Annotated in this window: 19 protein-coding genes; 12 read left to right on the forward strand and 7 right to left on the reverse strand. The window is 60.5% G+C overall.

The window, feature by feature from the left end; translation table 11 throughout:
• Window positions 1-72: 72 nt before the first annotated feature.
• Together KSS97_RS19145 and KSS97_RS19150 are read left to right on the forward strand one after the other, a co-directional pair.
• The gene (locus KSS97_RS19145) at window positions 73-2,109 is read left to right on the forward strand and encodes an NADH:flavin oxidoreductase (protein WP_198796032.1); all 2,037 of its coding nucleotides are present in this window, start codon (window positions 73-75) and stop codon (window positions 2,107-2,109) included.
• 193 nt (window positions 2,110-2,302) lie between these two features.
• A complete protein-coding gene (locus KSS97_RS19150) occupies window positions 2,303-2,686 on the forward strand; it encodes a VOC family protein (protein WP_030141849.1) in 384 nt (127 codons plus the stop codon).
• A gap of 238 nt (window positions 2,687-2,924) precedes the next feature.
• Here KSS97_RS19150 and KSS97_RS19155 read toward each other — a convergent pair whose 3' ends face one another.
• Complete coding sequence (locus KSS97_RS19155; RefSeq protein WP_217859918.1) at window positions 2,925-3,710, reverse strand: pyrroline-5-carboxylate reductase family protein; 786 nt, start codon at window positions 3,708-3,710, stop codon at window positions 2,925-2,927.
• Entirely contained in the window at window positions 3,707-4,408 is a 702-nt protein-coding gene (locus KSS97_RS19160) for a TetR/AcrR family transcriptional regulator (RefSeq protein ID WP_039592843.1), read from the reverse strand. Before KSS97_RS19160 ends, KSS97_RS19155 begins: the two co-directional genes overlap by 4 nt.
• Before the next feature lie 225 nt (window positions 4,409-4,633).
• Between KSS97_RS19160 and choW the strand changes: the two genes are divergently transcribed.
• The 7 genes from choW (at window position 4,634) to KSS97_RS28875 (ending at window position 10,720) form a co-directional block, all read left to right on the forward strand.
• A complete protein-coding gene (gene choW, locus KSS97_RS19165; RefSeq protein ID WP_217859919.1) occupies window positions 4,634-5,482 on the forward strand; it encodes a choline ABC transporter permease subunit in 849 nt (282 codons plus the stop codon).
• Window positions 5,479-6,702: a choline ABC transporter ATP-binding protein gene (choV, locus tag KSS97_RS19170; protein WP_217859920.1), complete on the forward strand. Its 1,224-nt coding sequence runs from the start codon at window positions 5,479-5,481 to the stop codon at window positions 6,700-6,702. The genes choW and choV overlap by 4 nt, the downstream gene beginning before the upstream one ends.
• A gap of 75 nt (window positions 6,703-6,777) precedes the next feature.
• Window positions 6,778-8,031 (forward strand): aromatic ring-hydroxylating oxygenase subunit alpha, encoded by a 1,254-nt coding sequence (locus KSS97_RS19175; RefSeq protein ID WP_217859921.1) that lies wholly within the window; start codon window positions 6,778-6,780, stop codon window positions 8,029-8,031.
• A 9-nt stretch (window positions 8,032-8,040) separates the two neighbouring features.
• Window positions 8,041-9,159, forward strand: a complete 1,119-nt coding sequence (locus KSS97_RS19180; RefSeq protein WP_217859922.1) for an FAD-binding oxidoreductase — start codon at window positions 8,041-8,043, stop codon at window positions 9,157-9,159.
• Between the two features lie 87 nt (window positions 9,160-9,246).
• The gene (locus KSS97_RS19185; protein WP_030142164.1) at window positions 9,247-10,161 is read left to right on the forward strand and encodes a LysR substrate-binding domain-containing protein; all 915 of its coding nucleotides are present in this window, start codon (window positions 9,247-9,249) and stop codon (window positions 10,159-10,161) included.
• Between the two features lie 111 nt (window positions 10,162-10,272).
• Entirely contained in the window at window positions 10,273-10,536 is a 264-nt protein-coding gene (locus KSS97_RS19190; RefSeq protein WP_030142163.1) for a hypothetical protein, read from the forward strand.
• A gap of 97 nt (window positions 10,537-10,633) precedes the next feature.
• Window positions 10,634-10,720 carry a small membrane protein YohP gene (locus KSS97_RS28875; RefSeq protein ID WP_442087941.1) on the forward strand — a complete coding sequence of 29 codons (87 nt, stop codon included), beginning with the start codon at window positions 10,634-10,636 and terminating at the stop codon, window positions 10,718-10,720.
• Between the two features lie 25 nt (window positions 10,721-10,745).
• On the opposite strand, the gene KSS97_RS19195 is transcribed toward KSS97_RS28875, so the two are convergent.
• Window positions 10,746-11,327 (reverse strand): TetR/AcrR family transcriptional regulator, encoded by a 582-nt coding sequence (locus KSS97_RS19195; protein WP_217859923.1) that lies wholly within the window; start codon window positions 11,325-11,327, stop codon window positions 10,746-10,748.
• 146 nt (window positions 11,328-11,473) lie between these two features.
• Here KSS97_RS19195 and KSS97_RS19200 point away from each other — a divergent pair, with 146 nt between their 5' ends.
• Together KSS97_RS19200 and KSS97_RS19205 are read left to right on the forward strand one after the other, a co-directional pair.
• Window positions 11,474-12,568 (forward strand): alkene reductase, encoded by a 1,095-nt coding sequence (locus KSS97_RS19200; RefSeq protein ID WP_198796025.1) that lies wholly within the window; start codon window positions 11,474-11,476, stop codon window positions 12,566-12,568.
• 54 nt (window positions 12,569-12,622) lie between these two features.
• Entirely contained in the window at window positions 12,623-13,411 is a 789-nt protein-coding gene (locus KSS97_RS19205) for an SDR family NAD(P)-dependent oxidoreductase (RefSeq protein ID WP_198796024.1), read from the forward strand.
• A 67-nt stretch (window positions 13,412-13,478) separates the two neighbouring features.
• Here KSS97_RS19205 and KSS97_RS19210 read toward each other — a convergent pair whose 3' ends face one another.
• Both KSS97_RS19210 and KSS97_RS19215 read right to left on the reverse strand, forming a co-directional pair.
• On the reverse strand, window positions 13,479-13,817 hold the full coding sequence (locus KSS97_RS19210; RefSeq protein ID WP_030142159.1) for a hypothetical protein: 339 nt from the start codon (window positions 13,815-13,817) through the stop codon (window positions 13,479-13,481).
• Between the two features lie 99 nt (window positions 13,818-13,916).
• A complete protein-coding gene (locus tag KSS97_RS19215) occupies window positions 13,917-14,312 on the reverse strand; it encodes a hypothetical protein (protein ID WP_030142158.1) in 396 nt (131 codons plus the stop codon).
• Between the two features lie 123 nt (window positions 14,313-14,435).
• Between KSS97_RS19215 and KSS97_RS19220 the strand changes: the two genes are divergently transcribed.
• On the forward strand, window positions 14,436-16,457 hold the full coding sequence (locus KSS97_RS19220) for a DKNYY domain-containing protein (protein ID WP_217859924.1): 2,022 nt from the start codon (window positions 14,436-14,438) through the stop codon (window positions 16,455-16,457).
• On the opposite strand, the gene KSS97_RS19225 is transcribed toward KSS97_RS19220, so the two are convergent.
• Entirely contained in the window at window positions 16,454-16,693 is a 240-nt protein-coding gene (locus tag KSS97_RS19225) for a YceK/YidQ family lipoprotein (RefSeq protein WP_030142156.1), read from the reverse strand. The genes KSS97_RS19220 and KSS97_RS19225 overlap by 4 nt on opposite strands.
• A 139-nt stretch (window positions 16,694-16,832) precedes the next feature.
• Window positions 16,833-18,203 (reverse strand): aminotransferase-like domain-containing protein, encoded by a 1,371-nt coding sequence (locus tag KSS97_RS19230; RefSeq protein WP_217859925.1) that lies wholly within the window; start codon window positions 18,201-18,203, stop codon window positions 16,833-16,835.
• Window positions 18,204-18,294 lie beyond the last annotated feature (91 nt).

Genomic DNA, 18,294 nt, shown 5'->3' on the forward strand with positions numbered 1-18,294 from the left:
TTGACACACATGAACATTGCACATACCGTTATGTCAAAACCAAGCCTGATGTTCTGTTCCCGGAGCAACACCATGTCCAGTGATCCTCTGCTGCAGCCCTACAAAATCAAGCATCTGACGCTCAAGAATCGGATCATGACCACCTCTCATGAACCGGCGTATCCCGTCGATGGCATGCCGAAGGACTTGTACCGTGCCTATCACGTCGAGCGGGCCAAGGCCGGCGTGGCGCTGACCATGACCGCCGGCTCCGCCGCTGTTTCCCGGGACAGCCCGCCGGTGTTCAACAACGTGCTGGCGTACAAGGACGAAGTGGTCAAATGGATGAAGGACCTGACCGACGAGTGCCACGAGCACGGCGCGGCGGTGATGATCCAACTGACCCACCTGGGCCGGCGCACGCGCTGGGACAAGGCTGACTGGCTGCCGGTCGTCTCGCCGTCCCATCGCCGCGAAGCATCCCACCGGGCCTTCCCGAAAAAGATGGAAGACTGGGACATCGACCGGATCATCAAGGATTACGTGGACGCTGCCGAACGCATGAAGGCTGCCGGCCTGGATGGCCTGGAGCTGCAGGCCTACGGGCATCTCATGGATCAATTCTGGTCGCCACTGACCAACGATCTCGACGGGCCCTACGGCGGCTCGCTGGAAAACCGCATGCGCTTCACCTTCGATGTGTTGCGCGGTATCCGCCAGCGTTGCGGCGAGGATTTCCTGCTGGGGGTGCGCTACACCGGCGACGAAGACTTGCCAGGGGGCTTCGGTGCCAGCGACGGCATCCGGATTTCCCACATGCTCAAGGACAGCGGCCTGGTGGATTTCCTCAACGTCGTGCGCGGGCATATCGATACCGATGCCGGCCTCACCGACGTGATCCCGATCCAGGGCATGCGCAACTCACCGCACCTGGATTTTGCCGGCGAGATTCGCTCGGCCACCGGTTTCCCGACGTTCCATGCGGCGAAGATCCCGGACGTCGCCACCGCGCGACACGCCATCGCCTCGGGCAAGGTGGACATGATCGGCATGACCCGCGCCCACATGACCGACCCGCACATCGTGCGCAAGATCATCGAGAAGCGTGAAGAAGACATCCGTCCCTGCGTTGGCGCCAACTATTGCCTGGATCGCATCTACCAGGGCGGCGCCGCGTACTGCATCCACAACGCCGCCACCGGGCGCGAAACCACCATGCCCCACGACATTCCCAAGGCGTCGGTCAAGCGCAAGGTCGTGGTGATCGGCACCGGCCCGGCGGGGCTGGAAGCGGCAAGGGTAGCCGGTGAACGCGGCCATGACGTCACGGTGTTCGAAGTGGCCGACCAGCCAGGCGGGCAGATCCGCCTGACCGCGCAGAGCGAGCGTCGCCGCGAGATGATCAGCATCATCGACTGGCGCATGGCGCAGTGCGAACGACTGGGCGTGAAGTTCCAATTCAACACCTGGGCCGAAGCCGAGACAGTCCTGGCCCAGGAGCCGGACGTGGTGATCGTCGCCACGGGCGGCCTGCCCCACACCGAGGTGCTCAAGCAAGGCAACGAACTGGTGGTTTCGACCTGGGACATCATTTCCGGCGACGTCAAACCCGGCCAGAACGTGCTGATCTTCGACGACGCCGGCGACCACGCGGCGCTACAGGCGGCCGAGGTGATCGCCAACAGCGGTGCGAAACTGGAGATCGTCACGCCCGACCGATCGTTCGCGCCGGAAGTGATGGCCATGAACCTCGTGCCATACATGCGCAGCCTGCAAGACCTGAACGTCACCTTCACCGTCACCTATCGGGTCGATTCCGTGGAGAAGCGCGACGGCCAGTTGGTTGCCAGCTTCGGCAGCGATTACGGCCAGGTGCACAAGCAGCGCGTGGTCGATCAGGTGGTGGTCAACCACGGCACCCTGCCCCTGGATGACCTGTACTTCGAACTGCGCCCGCATTCGAAAAACGACGGCGCGGTTGAACAACACGATCTGATTGCAGGGAAAACCCAGAACATCGTGACCAACCCCGAGGGCCGCTTCCAACTGTTCCGCATCGGTGACGCGGTGTCGGCGCGTAATACCCATGCCGCGATCTACGATGCGCTGCGGCTGGTCAAGGACATCTGAAGGCGCAGCCCGATAAGGATCGAGCAACGTTCGCCCTGAATAAGAAATGCGCTCAATCCGTGGCGAGGGAGCTTGCTCCCACTGGGCTGCGCGGCAGACCTGTTATGAGCGCTTCGCACTCAAGCGGGAGCAAGCTCCCTCGCCACGGGTTATCCCGTCCGTAAACCTCTACAACCAACAGAAAGGAAATGAAATGTCCGTTTTTACCCATGTCACCGTCGGCACCAACAACCTGGCAAACGCTCGCGCATTCTATGACGCTACCTTGAAGGAAATCGGCCTGAAGCGCGTTGCCGACCTTGATGAGGCCGGCTCCATCTGGGGCGTCGACAAGCCTTCGTTCTTTGTACTGAACCCGGCCAACGGCAACCCGGCGTCCATCGGCAACGGCGTCACCGTGAGTTTCGAAGCGCCGGACCGGGCGGCGGTCCATGCCTTCCATAGCGCCGCGCTGGCGAACGGCGGCGTGTGCGAGGGGCTGCCGGGCTCTCGCGGCTGGGCGGAAAATGCCTACGCGGCTTATGCCCGGGACCTGGATGGGAACAAGCTGGCGGTGTATTGCTTCAAGGCTGAGTAATGAGATGTAGCTTGCTCGCAAAAGCGGTGGGTCAGTGACAGGGATGTTGGATCGGCTAACGCCTTCGCGAGCAGGCTCGCTCCCACAAGGGGATTGAGTTGCATACGATGTTTGTGGTGGATAAAGAGCCCAATGTGGGAGCGAGCCTGCTCGCGAAAGCGGTGGGTCAGTGACGGGGATATTGGATTGGCTGACGCCTTCGCGAGCAAGCCCGCTCCCACAAGTTCCGGGCAGTGGATCAGCCTTGGAGCCCTTTGCGTGCGACTGCGGCGCCGGCTTGCAACGCCCTTCCCACCTGCTCCTCGAAATGTCCCTGGGTCATTGACTGCAAGGCGGCGGCCGTCACGCCGCGATAGGCGACCAGGGCATCGATCATATGTTGCGCGTCATGATTGGCCAGCAGCTGGCTGCTGTCGACCACGACATTTTTCGCGGCAAGCTGGGCAATCTCGGCTGGAATGCCGGCCGCCATTGCCTGATTCGCCAACGCCGTCATCAACAAGGCAGGTAAGGCCGGACCGGTGCCCGACAGCGCGCAGAGGTAATCAATGAAATCTTCCTGCTGGACCTCGGCAGCCGTGCCCACGCATTCGAACAAGCGCTGAACCAGGCTTTTCGTCGTCGGCTCTGCCACGCCAGCGCAATACCACGGCGTAAAGGATTGCCCGATCTCCACCGCCGCGTTGGGCATCGCCCGTACGACCCTTGAAGCCGAGGTCTGCGCGGCAATCGCCTGCGCCGTGATTCCGGCCATCAGTGAAATGACCGTCTTGCCCATCGCGTCGAGGGTCAGGTTGGCGAACTGCTCGGGGCGTACCGCGATGACGATGACGTCGCTGCGGTCCACCAGTGCCTGGTTGTCGGTGACCAGGCAAACGCCTTGCTGCGCCAGTGGATGTGCCCCGGAGCGATTGGAGAGGATCAGATTACCCGCCGGCAACAAGGCCTTCGCCAGCACGGCCTTGGCAATCGCCCCGCCCAGCCAGCCCGTACCGCCAATGATGCCCAGCGTCGGTCCGGTCATTTTCCAGCCGTCTCTTCAAAGGTTTCCACCAGCGGCACAAAGACCCCAGGCTCTTTTTCGGCATAGCCGAATTTGCCATAGAAACGATCCAGCTCGCGCTGCTTGGGCACCTTGCCGGTGAAGATGCTCACGTAATGAGGGATGCGCTGGAAACGCACGGTGATCAGCTCGCTGGTGTTCATGGTGATGTAGCCGATCTGCGTCAGGTAGATCGTCCGGGCTCGCGCGTCGGCCCCTTGGCTGTCGTAGCCAAAGCGCTTGAACATGCTCGCCAGCGCGCCCATTCGCTGCTCGTCGACAACGGCAACTTCTTGCGCGACCTCTGCGGACTGGAGCGCCCAACTGCGCACCGCGAATTCAAACTGCGAGTCGAACAGTTGTGGGTTGAGCCAGCATTCGAAGACATTCAGGATCGCCTCGGAGATGCTCTCGGCGTAGCTTTCGCTTTGCCGGATCAACCCGCCGGTGTTGGTCTCGCGCCAGCGCGACAGCAGGGCCGCCAGCAACTGTTCGCGATCCTCGAAGAACCAATAGAAGCTGGTGCGTGACAAACCCAGGCGCTTGGCCAACGGCATGACCCGGACCGCATCGATGCCGGACTCCTTCAAGGCCTCGTAGGCCGCTTCCAGCCACCCTTCGGGCGACCCCCGCCAACCCGCGTCCTGGGCCTTGCCACGTGCCTTCCCTACCTGGGGCATCTTGCATCCACCTTATTGAACATACGTAACGCGAATGTACTCGGATGCCCGCTAAATGTACACCTAAGTACATTTGATCGACTCTCCGCCTCTTCTTCCCCCGAGAGCGCAAAAAAGATTGATGAGAAAAAGTCATGAACGGCTGATTTTAAATGGTTTGTCAGCATGGCAGGCCCGGGACGAGTATCTGCTCCAGGCAAACCAAAACAACAACGAGCCGCCTCTATGTGGACTACGCAAGAAAAACTTCCATTGGGCGAGCACATCGCCCGGTACGTCGAGTGGCTGACCCAGCATGGCGCTGATGTATTCGACGCCATATCGTCGTCGCTCTCCGAAATCATCAGCCTCTTCACCAGCGCCCTGCTCTGGTTCAATCCGTTGGCCTTGATAGGGCTGCTGGCGCTGCTCGCCTTCTACATTCAACGCAAGGTGAGCCTGACGCTGTTCGTCGCGCTGTCGTTCCTGCTGATTCTCAACCTGGGCTACTGGCAGGAAACCATGGAGACCCTGGCCCAGGTGACATTCGCCACGCTGGTGTGCGTGATCGTCGGCGTGCCGCTGGGGATCGTCGCGGCGCATCGCCCCTGGTTCTACGCAGCCTTGCGACCGGTGCTCGACCTGATGCAGACCGTGCCCACCTTCGTCTACCTGATCCCGACCTTGACGCTGTTCGGCCTCGGCGTCGTTCCGGGGTTGATCTCCACGGTGGTCTTCGCGATCGCCGCGCCGATTCGCCTTACGTACCTGGGCGTGCGTGACGTCCCGCAAGAATTGATGGACGCCGGCAAGGCGTTCGGTTGCTCGCGTCGCCAGTTGTTGGCCCGCATCGAACTGCCCCATGCGATGCCGAGCATCGCCGCCGGCATCACCCAATGCATCATGTTGTCGCTGTCGATGGTGGTCATCGCCGCGCTGGTTGGCGCGGACGGCTTGGGCAAACCTGTCGTCAATGCGTTGAACACGGCTGATATCGCCATGGGCTTCGAAGCAGGCCTGGCGATCGTGCTCCTGGCGATCATCCTCGACCGCATTTGCAAACAGCGCGAAACCGTAAGACGAGGTGACGCATGAGCATCATTCGTTTCGAAGACGTCGACGTCATTTTCGCCCATCGTCCCAAGGCCGCGCTGGACCTGCTGGATCAAGGTTTTTCCCGGTCGGACATTCTGCAGAAGACCGGCCTGATCGTCGGCGTGGAAAAGGCCAACCTGGAAATCAACAAAGGCGAAATCTGCGTATTGATGGGCTTGTCGGGTTCCGGCAAGTCCAGCCTGCTGCGCTGCATCAACGGCTTGAACACGGTGAGCCGCGGCAAGCTCTTCGTCGAACACGAAGGTCGGCAGATCGACATTGCCGCCTGCACCCCAGCCGAGTTGAAAATGATGCGCACCCAGCGCATCGCCATGGTCTTCCAGAAGTTCGCCCTGATGCCCTGGCTGACGGTGCGCGAGAACATCGGTTTCGGTTTGGAGATGCAGGGTCGCCCAGAGAAGGAGCGGCGCAGACTGGTCGACGAAAAGCTCGAACTGGTGGGCTTGACCCAGTGGCGCAACAAGAAGCCGGACGAATTGTCCGGCGGCATGCAGCAGCGCGTGGGGCTGGCCCGCGCCCTGGCGATGGACGCAGACATTCTGCTGATGGACGAGCCGTTCTCGGCCCTCGATCCGCTGATTCGCCAAGGGTTGCAGGACGAATTGCTCGATCTGCAGCGCAAGTTGCACAAGACCATTGTGTTCGTCAGCCATGACCTGGACGAAGCCCTCAAGCTGGGGACGCGGATCGCGATCATGAAGGACGGCAAGATCATTCAGTACAGCAAGCCCGAAGAAATCGTGCTCAACCCGGCCGACGACTACGTGCGCAACTTCGTCGCCCACACCAACCCGCTGAATGTGCTGTGCGCGAAAAGCTTGATGACTCCGCTGGACCGGTGCGTCTTCGCCCAAGATGAATACTGCCTGGATACGGTACAGAACCTCTGGATGGCACTGGATCAGTCCCGAGGACTGGCCAGCATCCGACGAGGCGCAACCGCCCTGCCGACGCAACGCTGGGAGGATGGCAAGGCCCTCGGGACCTTGCGCCGCCAAGTCACACTGGTAGCGCCGGAAACCAGCATGCGAGTCGCCTTGGGGATCCGTTATGAAACAGGTCATCCATTGCTCATAGTCGACGATGCCCAAACCGTCCTGGGCGTATTGGGCGACGTGGAACTGTACCGGGCGTTGCTCGGCCATGACCTGTCGCGCCCGGTCTTACCCGAGCCATTGCCGGAGCCTTCGGTGGCTTGAACAAACGACACCCATTTTTCCTGCTGCACTGCTTGCCCGCCAACCACCGATCATTTGCCTTGAGTGAGATCGACGATGAACCCTACCTTGAAAACCCATCGTGAACTGCTGGCCGATCGCGCCCCCGGCCATGGCATGCCCGGCGGTCTGTTCGGCCGCCAGGATATTTTTGAAACCGACGTCGATGTCTTTTTTACCAAACACTGGATCCTGGTCGGGGTCACCAGCGACGTTGCCGAACCCGGCGATGTCTCTACGATCGACATCGGCAAATCCTCGATCATCCTGGTGCGCGATGACGACGAGCATGTGCAGGCCTTCCGCAACGTCTGCCGCCACCGTGGGGCGCGCCTGAAACAGGCCGGCAAATCGACGGTGGGCATGCTGGTCTGCCCTTATCACCAATGGACGTACGACCTCGATGGCAGCCTCAAACATGCCGCGCACATGGGCAAGGACTTCGATCCGGGGTGCAAGAGCCTGATCCCTGTCCATACGCGCGTGGTCGGCACCCATGTTTTCGTCTGCCTGGGTGACGAGCCGCCAGAAGACATCCTGTACCTGGACCAAGTCATGACGCCGCGTTTCGCTCAATATGACCTTGCCCATTCCAAGATCGCCTACGAGTCGGAGATCATCGAGAACGGCAATTGGAAACTGGTGATCGAGAACAACCGCGAGTGTTATCACTGCGCCGCCACCCACCCCGAACTGACGGCGTCGTTCCTGCCGGAGGATTTCGGCTTCTGCACCGATGGGCTGGGCGAGGACTCGCTCCAGGCGTTGCAGGAGTACCACCAGCGCAACGCCAATACCAAGCAGGACTGGGAGCGCGAAGGCTACCTGGGTGACGCCGTCGAGCATCTGGGCGAGGACGCGGTGACTCAGTTCCGCTCCCAGCGCCTGGTCATCGCCGGCAACGGCGAATCCCAGACCCTCGATACCCGCGTGGCCTGCACCCGGCTGTTTGGCGACCTCACGCGCCGCGACCTGGGCGACATGCACTTGTGGACCCACAACTCATGGACCCACATCATGAGCGATCATGCGATCGTCTCGTACATCATCCCGCTGGCGCCCGATAGAACCCTGGTGCGCACCAAATGGCTGGTGCACGCCGACGCCGTCGAAGGCGTGGACTACGCGTTGGACAAGCTGACCGAAGTCTGGGCGGCGACCAACCTCCAGGACGCCAGCCTCGTCGGCATCACCCACAGCGGCACCCAGGACCCGGCCTACACGCCCGGACCGTTCTCGGCGTTTACCGAAACCTATGTCGACCAGTTCTCGCGCTGGTACGCGGCGCGTCTGGCCGCCCACGGCGTGTGAGGGATGAACATGACGACTTACCAAAAGCTGACGCGCCCTAGCCGTTTTACCGATCCAGCAACCTGGGGCGCGTTTGGCGCGCAATGGCACAGCGGCGAGCAGAAGATTTTGCAATGCTGCGCCGTGCGACAGGAAACCCATGATGTAAAAACGTTCACTTTCCAATGCGCGGACTTCAGTGCGTTGAGTTTCGAGCCGGGCCAGTTCATTACCCTGTCGCTCGTCATCAATGGGCAGGCCATTGCGCGGTGCTACACCCTGTCGTCTTCACCGACTCGCCCGTTCGCTTTTTCGATCACCGTCAAACGCGTGCCCGGAGGCGTGGTGTCGAACTGGCTGCATGACCATCTCAAGCCTGGAGACAACCTCAAGGCGTCCGGGCCGGCGGGCAGCTTCACGCCGGTTGGTCATCCAGCGGCAAAACTGTTGTACCTCTCCGCCGGTTCCGGCGTGACCCCGTTGATGTCGATGACCCGCGCCGCCTGCGACATGGCTGCCAACCTGGACATTGTTTTCGTGCACAGCGCTCGCACGCCGGCGGATATCATTTTCCACGGCGAGTTGACGCGAATGCAGGCCGATATGCCGGGACTGCGGGTCATCGATATTTGTGAAGGGCTTGGCGACGCCAGCCACTGGCAACAGCCGATGGGTCGTCTCGATTTGCCTTTGTTGAGCCAACACGTCCCGGACTTCAAGGAGCGAGAAATCTTTACCTGTGGCCCCCAGGGTTACATGGAAGCGGTCAAGGCGTTGCTCAGGGAAGCGTCGTTCGATTTCGGCCACTATCATCAGGAAAGCTTCGATATCGCGGTGTTGAATGAGGAACCGTTGATCGAGCAAGCCGCTCCATTGGATCAACAGGACATCTTCACGGTCACGCTGGCACGTTCGGGCAAGACCTTCAGCATGCCCGGCCACCAGACCGTGCTGAGCGCAGCCAAAAAGGCCGGTGCGATTGTGCCTTCATCCTGCAGCCAGGGCGTTTGCGGCACCTGCAAGACCGCCCTGCTGGAAGGCACCGTGGACATGAACCACAACGGCGGCATCCGGCAACGGGAGATCGACAAGGGCCTGCGTTTGCTGTGTTGCAGCAAGCCGACGTCCAACCTGGTGATCGATCTCTAGCCGTCATGCCGGATTAGGTAGTCACTGCGCGCAGGCTTCTGCACAATCGCCCTGCGCTTGAAACCAACAAGACAGTGACCCAGCCCGATGAAACTGCAACCGTTGCCGCCGCTCAACAGCCTGGTAGCGTTCGAAGCCGCCGCACGCCACCTGAGTTTCACCGTGGCGGCCCGCGAACTGAACGTCACCCAGGGCGCTGTCAGCCGCCAGATACGCCTGCTCGAGGATTACCTGGGCACAGCGCTGTTTGTCCGTACGACCCGTGAGATCAACCTCACTTCGACAGGCAGCCAATACTACGAAAGTGTTCGCGATACGCTGCAACAGATCGCCCGCGCCACGGCTGGCGTGCGTCATTGGCAAGGCGCGCAGCAAGTCACCGTCGTCACCAGCACGGCGATGGCATCGCTGTGGTTGCTGCCGTTGGTATCGGAGTTCCAGCGTCAGCACGAGGAGATCGACCTGCGCATCATCGCGACCGATCAAGTCGAGGATTTCTCCCGGCTCGACTGCGACCTGGCGCTGTACTACTGCAGCACGCCCCCCAAGAACATGAAGGTCACTGCGCTGTTCAATGAAGAAATTTTTCCGGTGTGCAGCCCGGCCTACCTGTCTCAGCATCCCGAGGCGGGCAACCTTGAACAACTCGGCGCCTGTACCTGGCTGTGGCTCGAGGACCAGCATCGGGACTGGATTGGCTGGAAGGAATGGTTCCAGCGCCTGGGCCATCCAGCGCCAGAACCTCGTCGACGCATCAACATCAACAACTACTCGATGCTGATCCAGTCGGCGCTGGCGGGCCAGGGAATCGCCCTGGCCTGGACGCGGTTGCTCGGCGACCACCTACAGACCGGCAATCTCGTGCGCCCGACATCCGCCATCTTGTGCACCGATGCGCAATTCTGCTTGTTGGAGCCCCTGGGCCAGGTGCCGAACCGGCAAAGCGTCAACCGCTTCCGCGAATGGTTGATGGCGCACCTGGCACAAACAGAGGATGCCTGACCCGTGGCGCCTCGAACCCGTTTATCAATCAGCTTCAAAAATCAGCATTCGCGGCCGATAACCAGACAAGAGCCCAGTGATTGGGTGGTGGGAATACGGCGGGAACCGGTGATGACAGACATATATCTGCTGATAGCGAGCGGAACTGACCAGAGCGATGCCTACGTCCTGGGTTGGTTCGATGATCGAAACAAAGCCAGGGAAGCGGCCGAGCAGAAGGAATGGGAAGCTTATCGCGCCAGCCTGAAAGCGGAACATCCTTGGTCCAGCCAAAAACCGTTGGCGCCGGACAAGACCGAGTATCGGCGCTATTGGATCAAGACCGTTTCGAAGTTCGAACATGTGTCCGTGCCGAGGTCCCTGGCGGTTCACTGAGCGGCGCCCAGGCTTTTTACCCATCGCGCAAATTTAACGAACTGTGCGCTCTCGCCAAGGGTCTAGAAAATTAAGCCCATCCGATGAGAGCGTTCCTATGTTGAAATTTCTTGGTGGTACCGTTGGGATCATTTTCCTGATCGGCCTGATCGTGGTCATTGCCCTGTTCAAGTTCATCTTCTGATCCCCCACAGCGGTAGCGCAATGCGCTACCGCTGGTTTTCCTCGGGGTCGGAGGCTGGCAAGGACGCCAGGATCTGATCACGGCAGACTTCAAGTATTTCGTCTGCCAACGGCGAATCATCCGGACAAGCGCGCGAGAGCATGACCGCGCCGATGGCATGGGCGAGCAAGTTGATCATCTTTGCCCGTCCACCTTCTCCTGTGGGCTTGAACTTTTCCTCAAGGGTAGCCAGCGTGCCTTCCACCCCATTGGCAAACGTAGCCTTGACCTCATCGGACTGACGCGCCGCGTCGCCGCACAACGCCGCCATCGTGCAGCCGTTGCCCCTAGCGTCGCGGTGCTCCCGCGAGACATACATGGCAAAGAACCCAGCGACATCCAGGTTGCTGGCGCTGGTCAATGAGCGCGAAAGACTGTCCGCAGCGGCTTCGGCCATCAGGTCGGCCTTCGAACCGAAATGCTTGTAGAAACCGCCGTGGGTGAAGCCGGCAGCGGCCATCAGATCCGCCACGCCTATCCCGTCAAAACCTCGCTCGCGAAACAACACGGACGCCGTCTCGACGATGTGTTCCCGGTTTGCCTGTGCCTGGGCCTTGGTGACTCTCATGTTCGTTTACCTCGTACCACTCCGATCAAGTCTTCATCATACATAGATGCCAACCGTAATCAAATTCGTTGACAGTTTAGATTTCGATCATCATCCTAAGCGCAAGCCGCACCCACCGCTCATCTACTGGCACGGAAACGAGAGACATGACCGATCAGATGCTGTTTACCCCCTATACCCTGGGCTCCCTCACCCTCGCCAACCGAGTCGTGCTGGCGCCGCTGACGCGTAACCGCGCAGGCAAAGGCTTCGTTCCCAGTGAATTCGCGGCGACCTATTACAGCCAGCGCGCATCGGCAGGCTTGCTGATTGCCGAGGCCACGCAGATCTCGCAGCAGGGACAGGGTTATCAGGACACGCCCGGCATCTACACCCAGGCGCAGATCGCCGGCTGGCGCGAAGTGACCGATGCGGTCCACGCCAAGGGCAGTCGGATATTCCTGCAACTGTGGCACGTCGGGCGCGTGTCCCACGTGGCCCTGCAGGAAAACGGCGCCGCCCCGGTAGCGCCTTCCGCCCTGCGCCCCGCCACCAAGGTGTTCGTCAATAACAGCTTCGAGGATGTGTCCGAACCGCGAGCGCTCGACGTGAGCGAGTTGCCGGGAATCGTCAATGATTTCCGCCAAGCGGCTGCCAATGCCATTGCCGCCGGGTTCGATGGCGTGGAGATCCACGGTGCGAACGGCTATCTGCTCGATCAGTTCATCAAGGACGGCGCCAACATACGTACCGATGCCTACGGTGGCTCGATTGAAAACCGCGCCCGCCTGCTGCTGGAAGTGACCGCCGCCGTCGTGAGCGAGATCGGTGCCGGACGCACCGGCCTGCGCATCTCGCCGGTCTCGCCCGCCAACGGCGTGTCCAGCAGCGCACCGCAGGCGCAGTTCGACTACATCGTCGATCAGCTCAACACCCTGGACATCGCCTACCTGCACGTCGTCGAAGGCGCGACCGCCGGGCCGCGTGATGTGGCGCCGTTCGATTTCGCCGGCTTGCGCCAGCGCTTCAACAACACCTACATCGCCAACAACGGCTACGACCTGGACCTGGCCACTTCGCAGCTCCTGGAAGACAAGGCCGACTTGATCGCCTTTGGCCGCCCGTTCATTGCCAATCCAGACCTGGTGGAACGCCTGAAAAGCGCCGTCCCTTTGGCTGCCCTCAACCCCGCGACCCTCTATGGCGGCGGCGCCGAAGGCTACATCGACTACCCGACGTTCGCCGAGGCGAATGCCCAATAGCGCCGAAAAAAATCACGCAGTTGATCGCCCCCCAATCCTGAAGAGACTGACACCATGACCACTCGCACAACCGTTCTCATCACCGGCGCTTCCACCGGTATCGGCGCCGTCTATGCCAAGCGCTTCGCCCAGCGCGGCCATGATCTGGTGCTGGTTGCCCGCGACAGCACGCGGCTAGAAGCACTGGCGACTGAACTGCGCAACGAACACACCGTGACCGTTGACGTGCTCCAGGCCGACCTGACCCAAATCGGCGACCTGCACAAAGTTGAAACCCGCCTGCGCGATGACGACCGCATCGGCATCCTGATCAACAACGCAGGCGCCGCCCAGTCCGGCAGCTTCATCGAACAGACCACCGACAGCGTCGCGCACCTGGTTTCACTCAACACCACCGCGCTGGTCCGGCTCGCCAGCGCCATCGCCCCACGCCTGGCAAACGCCGGCGACGGAGCGATCATCAACATCGGCTCGGTGGTTGGCCTCGCACCGGAATTCGGCATGTCGGTCTACGGGGCGACCAAGGCTTTCGTACTGTTCCTGTCCCAAGGGCTCAGCCTCGAACTGACCCCAAAAGGCGTCTACGTCCAAGCCGTCCTGCCGGCGGCGACCCGGACCGAAATCTGGGAGCGCGCCGGCATCGACATCAATACCTTGAACGAGATCATGGAAGTGGGCGACCTGGTCGATGCCGCGCTGGTCGGCTTCGACCGTCGCGAACCGGTGACCATCCCGCCGCTGCAGGACGGTGCTCGCTGGGATGCGTTGCAGGGCGCGCGGCAGGGATTGTTGTCCGAAATCAAGCAATCGGCGGTTGCCGAGCGCTATAAAACCCAGGCCTGAACGGGGCAAACGATGGCGAAGGTTTCAACTTTGCCATCTTTGCAATGCCGCCAGAAAAAAGCCCAAATTACTTGGGCGCATATTCCTTGCACATGTCCTGGGCCATGGCCCCGAGTGGTGAGTTAGTTAAGGTGCTCACCATGTTTGAAACCTGGAATTTATAGGCGGGATCGGACTTTATCTTCCTGATTTGCGCCTTGGCTGCTTCGTTGAATTTTGGTTCAGTGGCCATGGCGTTCTCCACATCCCCGTTCAGGCCAGGGTTATTCTTGTTGCATATCTGTTCCATGGCCACCAAGACGACGTACCCCTGGTGCTCTTGATCTTGCTGATTCGCGAGCGAGCTGCCAGCAACGCTGATTCCAGCCAGGCACAAAGAAAATGTAGACATCCTTAACAGCGACATTCAAAACTCCTTATTGATAAAACAGCCTCTACTGCCTGCGGAGCAAGATCGCCGCACCTTGTCACGCCCTTCAGTTTTTCCGCACAGTTGCCCGAACGATTATTGCGAGTCTTCGGCGGACGCTTCGTCCGCATCCTCCGGTGGCGCCCCATAAGGCTTGCCAATCTCGACCCGGTCAGCCTTTACCCAACCGGTATAGTCCTCGCCATCCTTGGCGATGAAATTCACTTCCAGCCATGATTCGTCCTCCAGGCTGGAGTAGACGGTGAGGGAGTCGCCCGGTATGACGAAAATCTTCTTGTTGGCACAAGCTTCATCCGGCGCTTCGTGGAAATGCAGGCGCCCGGTGCCGATGACCTTGCCTTGCACCGAAGGATGAAACTCAGGCACTGTCCCCGAGAGTTTTTCCGCCAGGGCCGAGCAGTTAACCTTAACGGCGGCCTGGCTCAGGCTGCTGAACAGGCATAGGCACAACAGGCTAGCGCGCAGATACATTCGCGGATTCCGTCCGGATGGGAGCCGTAGGATATAAAGTCTGGAATGCGCGGGGAAGAGACGTATCAGCATTTATAAATGGCTGCGTGGAGCCAAACCATCAGACCTCAAGGCCGCAATGACATGACGGACACAGAGACAGTCTGCGCCGACTGGGAACCGCTTGATCTTGAGTGGCATCAAGGCTTCGCGTTCATGGACGACGTGCTTCTGGGCGATGGGCGCGTGCCAGACGTCTACATCCTGCTCAGCCCTGAAGGCGCACGACCCGGCGAGCTAGCCCAACGTGCCGGGGACGGAGGTTATCCGCCCTCGCCGTTGATGGCCGGCCAGCCGGTCTGGCGGCATCGACGCAACCCGTGGATCTTGCGTGATGCGTTGCACGATTATTACCTGCTCCCCGGTTACCGGGAGCGCCATGGTTACCATGCGCTTCAGGCCCTGCCTTTTCAGTTCCACCGGGGTTTGGAAAGTCTCGGCCACCAGTACTGGCGTGACGAAACCGGCGCCTATTGGTTCGGCGAATACGCGATCACCGAAATCCGGCAGGCACGACCCGACAGCCTGGCGCTGTTGCCATCGTCGCCCGTCTCGGTGGCTTCAACCTCTGCGTTGTTCAGCGACGGGGCGAGCATCTTCCTGCACGGAAAATTCATCGCCGCCGCCACCGCTCGGGTGCGGTACTGCAACCATCCGTCTTATCGGGTGATCGACGGGCAAGTCTACAAGGGCTTCAAGCCCCTGCACCAAAAGGACGGCACACCGCTGCCGATCGCAAACCCCGACGACTTCCACATGCTCGCCCAACGCTGGGGAACTGACGGACAGTCGATCATCGTGCAAGCGCAGCAAGGCTCGAGCATTTCGTACGACTACTTCTACCGCATCGACAACGCCGACCTGGCAACCTTCACCGTGCTTAACGAACGCTACGCCAAGGACAATCGACGGGCCTATTACCTGACGGGAAAAACCATCCGCTACGTCGGCGATTTCCGCCTGCTCAAGTGTTCGCAGCCGACATTCGACGAGTGCGGCCGCGTGGTCAGCGCCAGTGAGTACGAGGATGACTATTTTGCCGTGGACGACAAATTCGTCTACGCCGCCGGGACCCGCTTGCGTGACGCCCATGGCCCGAGCTTTCGCCACTTGGGATTCGATTACTACCGTGATCGCCAGTACGTCTATCAACGCCAGAAACGCCTTGATGTCGACGTGGAAAGTTTCGTAGTGGCCCAACTCTATCGCAATGACCAGGATTACGCGCCCGTGCTGGCAGGCGACAAGAACGGCCCGCTGGGTTCTGGCGGAATAATCGATGCAGCCATGCAACAAGCCTGGGCCCCCTATTTCGAGGCCCATCCGCAATTGAAGGATTATTGGTGGCACCGCTTGCAGGCAAAGGCTGGCGCCGCGCAAATATTTTCAGAAACGGCGCCTTTACGCGCCATCGGCCTCGGCTTCGATGTGGGCCGCCAAGTGCATTTTCATGGACGGGCGATCAACGGGCTGGACGCGGCGAGTTTCAAACTGCTGGACACCCACCTGTGCGGCGATGCCCACGGTCTCTATCTGATCCCGTTCCATAACGCCGAAACGCAAGTGCCCGAACGGTTCTCCACGGAGCCTGCCGAGCACTTCCGCTCCTTGGGATCGCCTTACCTGACAGACGGAAAAACCGTGTATTGCCACCGGGTCTTCTATCATCCCCCCGAACCCATTCGGAAGGCTCACGCGCCGAGTTTCGAGTCCTGTGGACATGGCTGGGCCAAGGACCGGGAAGCGGTGTATTACTACGGCGAGGCGAAAAAACGCCTCCATCCCGCTGAGACCCGCGTGCTCGGCACTTACGCCATCAGCCCTGCCCTGATCTTCTCGGAGGGCAAGTGGCTGGATGTCGACTTCGACCCTGATGAAGTCCGCGTGCCCCATCCGGATTTCCTGCAACTGGGGACACGCAAGTTGTTCTGCCATCGACGGCCGCTGGGCGCCAAGCGTTTTGATCTGGCCACCCTGGAGTTCCTGACCGAGCGCTATGCCCGGGACAGGCATCGGTTCTATTACTACGATGGGCATGGGACATTGACGGAGGTTGATGAAGCGGATTATCGGGCATCCCTTGGACAGCCGGTGGCGGGCGCTTAGAGATTGCACTCGTATTGATATTCGAAGGGGAAAAATACGGTATCGACCACCAAGGAGAACGGTGCGTCGATAAGCAAGAAAGGGATCAGCTTTCCTTTGGACGTGCCCACCAGCCACCAGTCGAAGCGCAGGCCGATGTAGGGGCATCTGTGCTTGTCGTAGTCCATCCGCATCGCGGTGGCCATGCAGCCGCTCAAGCTGGTGATCAAGATCAGTAGGATTGCTTTCCGTAGCACTTGATGTCCTTGTTAGTTTTGCAAAGCCCGCGTAGGCCACCTTGGTTGGAAACCCCAGCGATGGATACGAAGGCGCATGGTTGTATGTTTTGCATACGCAAAAGAAAGCCGATCTATCTGATCGGCTTAAATATCTGAATCAGTCAGGATACAGGGTCTGGACGGAGTGATTCGAACATTCAAGCTTGGTCAGGAGCATCAATCCTTGCGCCAGGTCTTCGAAGGTTGGGCCGCCGAGACAAAGCCGAATGCCGGCCGCCTGGTCAGTGTGATCGACCATGACCGATTCTGGCGCAGTCACTTTGATGCCAATCGCGGCAGCCGCTGTGGCGAAGCGATCGGCAGCGTCGCGTGGCATCGGTAGCCAGACGTGAAAGGCGTCCGGATGCCAAACAAGCCCGGCCGCGCCGAACAGCGAAGCGGCCAGGTCTGCTCGGCGTCGCGCTTCATGGCGCAGGTCCTGGGGGATCGATGCGATAACGCCACTGGACAGCCACTCCTCCACCACCGCGCAGGACAATGGCGACGGGGTCATGGGGACATCCTGCAAGGCTGCTTGCGCGGCGGCATTCATGCCGTCCGGTAGCGTGAGCATGCCGATCCTCAGCCCGGGACCGATGGATTTGGACAGCCCGTTGACGTGCAAGACTCTCTCGGGCGCCAGCGTCACAAGCGCAGGTTCAAGTGGAGGTCCCAACGCGTAGACGCCATCCTCGATGATCCAGGCCCCGGACCGTCGACAGACATCGACGATAGCCTGCCGTCGCGGCGTGTCCATCGTTGCCGTCGTCGGATTGTGCAGCGTCGGGGTGAGATAAACCGCTTTGCCTGCGCTTGATGCCAGGCCATCGAGGGCGTCCGCAAGCGCCTGCGGCAGCATGCCTTGCGCATCGATCTCGACGCCTTGCATCCGGTAACCCTTGCGCCGGGCCAGGGCAATCGCGCCGGGATAGGTGATGCGTTCTGTCAAAATCACCCCTTCAGGACCGCAGGCAATATCGAAGGCCAGGGAAATGGCCTGGCGGGCATTACTCGTCAGCGCCAGATGCGACGGCTTGACCTCTATGCCGAGCGTTTCAAGCCAGCGCGCCAACAGACGGCGATGCTCCAGATGCCCGGCGGGCGGTGAATACAGGTTGAGATGATCGGTGTCGATCTTGCGCGCAATACCGGTCAGCGTCCGCGCCAAAAGACCGGCCGTCAGCATTGCCGGCGGCACGTTGGACGAGAGGTCGATCTGCCGATCCTCATGTGCCTGGTGGATCGCCACGAACATTCCCCGGCCCTTGATGCTGCGCACCAGACCTCGTCGCTCCAGCGCCGCATAGGCTTTGGTCACCGTGCCAAGACCAATCTGCAACTGCCACGCGAGGTCTCGATGGGCAGGCAGACGGTCGCCCCCTTTCAGTCGCCCCTCGATGATGTCGTCGGCCAGGGCGAGCACCAGGCGCTCGGCGACACTCGCCTCGATGTCTGCAAGGCGGGGCATCCAAGGCGATTGCAGACGCATTGCTACCCTCCAAACTGATTAATAGTGTCGCGTGACACTATATAAATGGCCATAAAGTGTCACGCATATTAGGGTATTTCACGAAATCAAT

Source organism: Pseudomonas alvandae (assembly GCF_019141525.1).
GTDB classification, from domain to species: Bacteria; Pseudomonadota; Gammaproteobacteria; order Pseudomonadales; family Pseudomonadaceae; genus Aquipseudomonas; species Aquipseudomonas alvandae.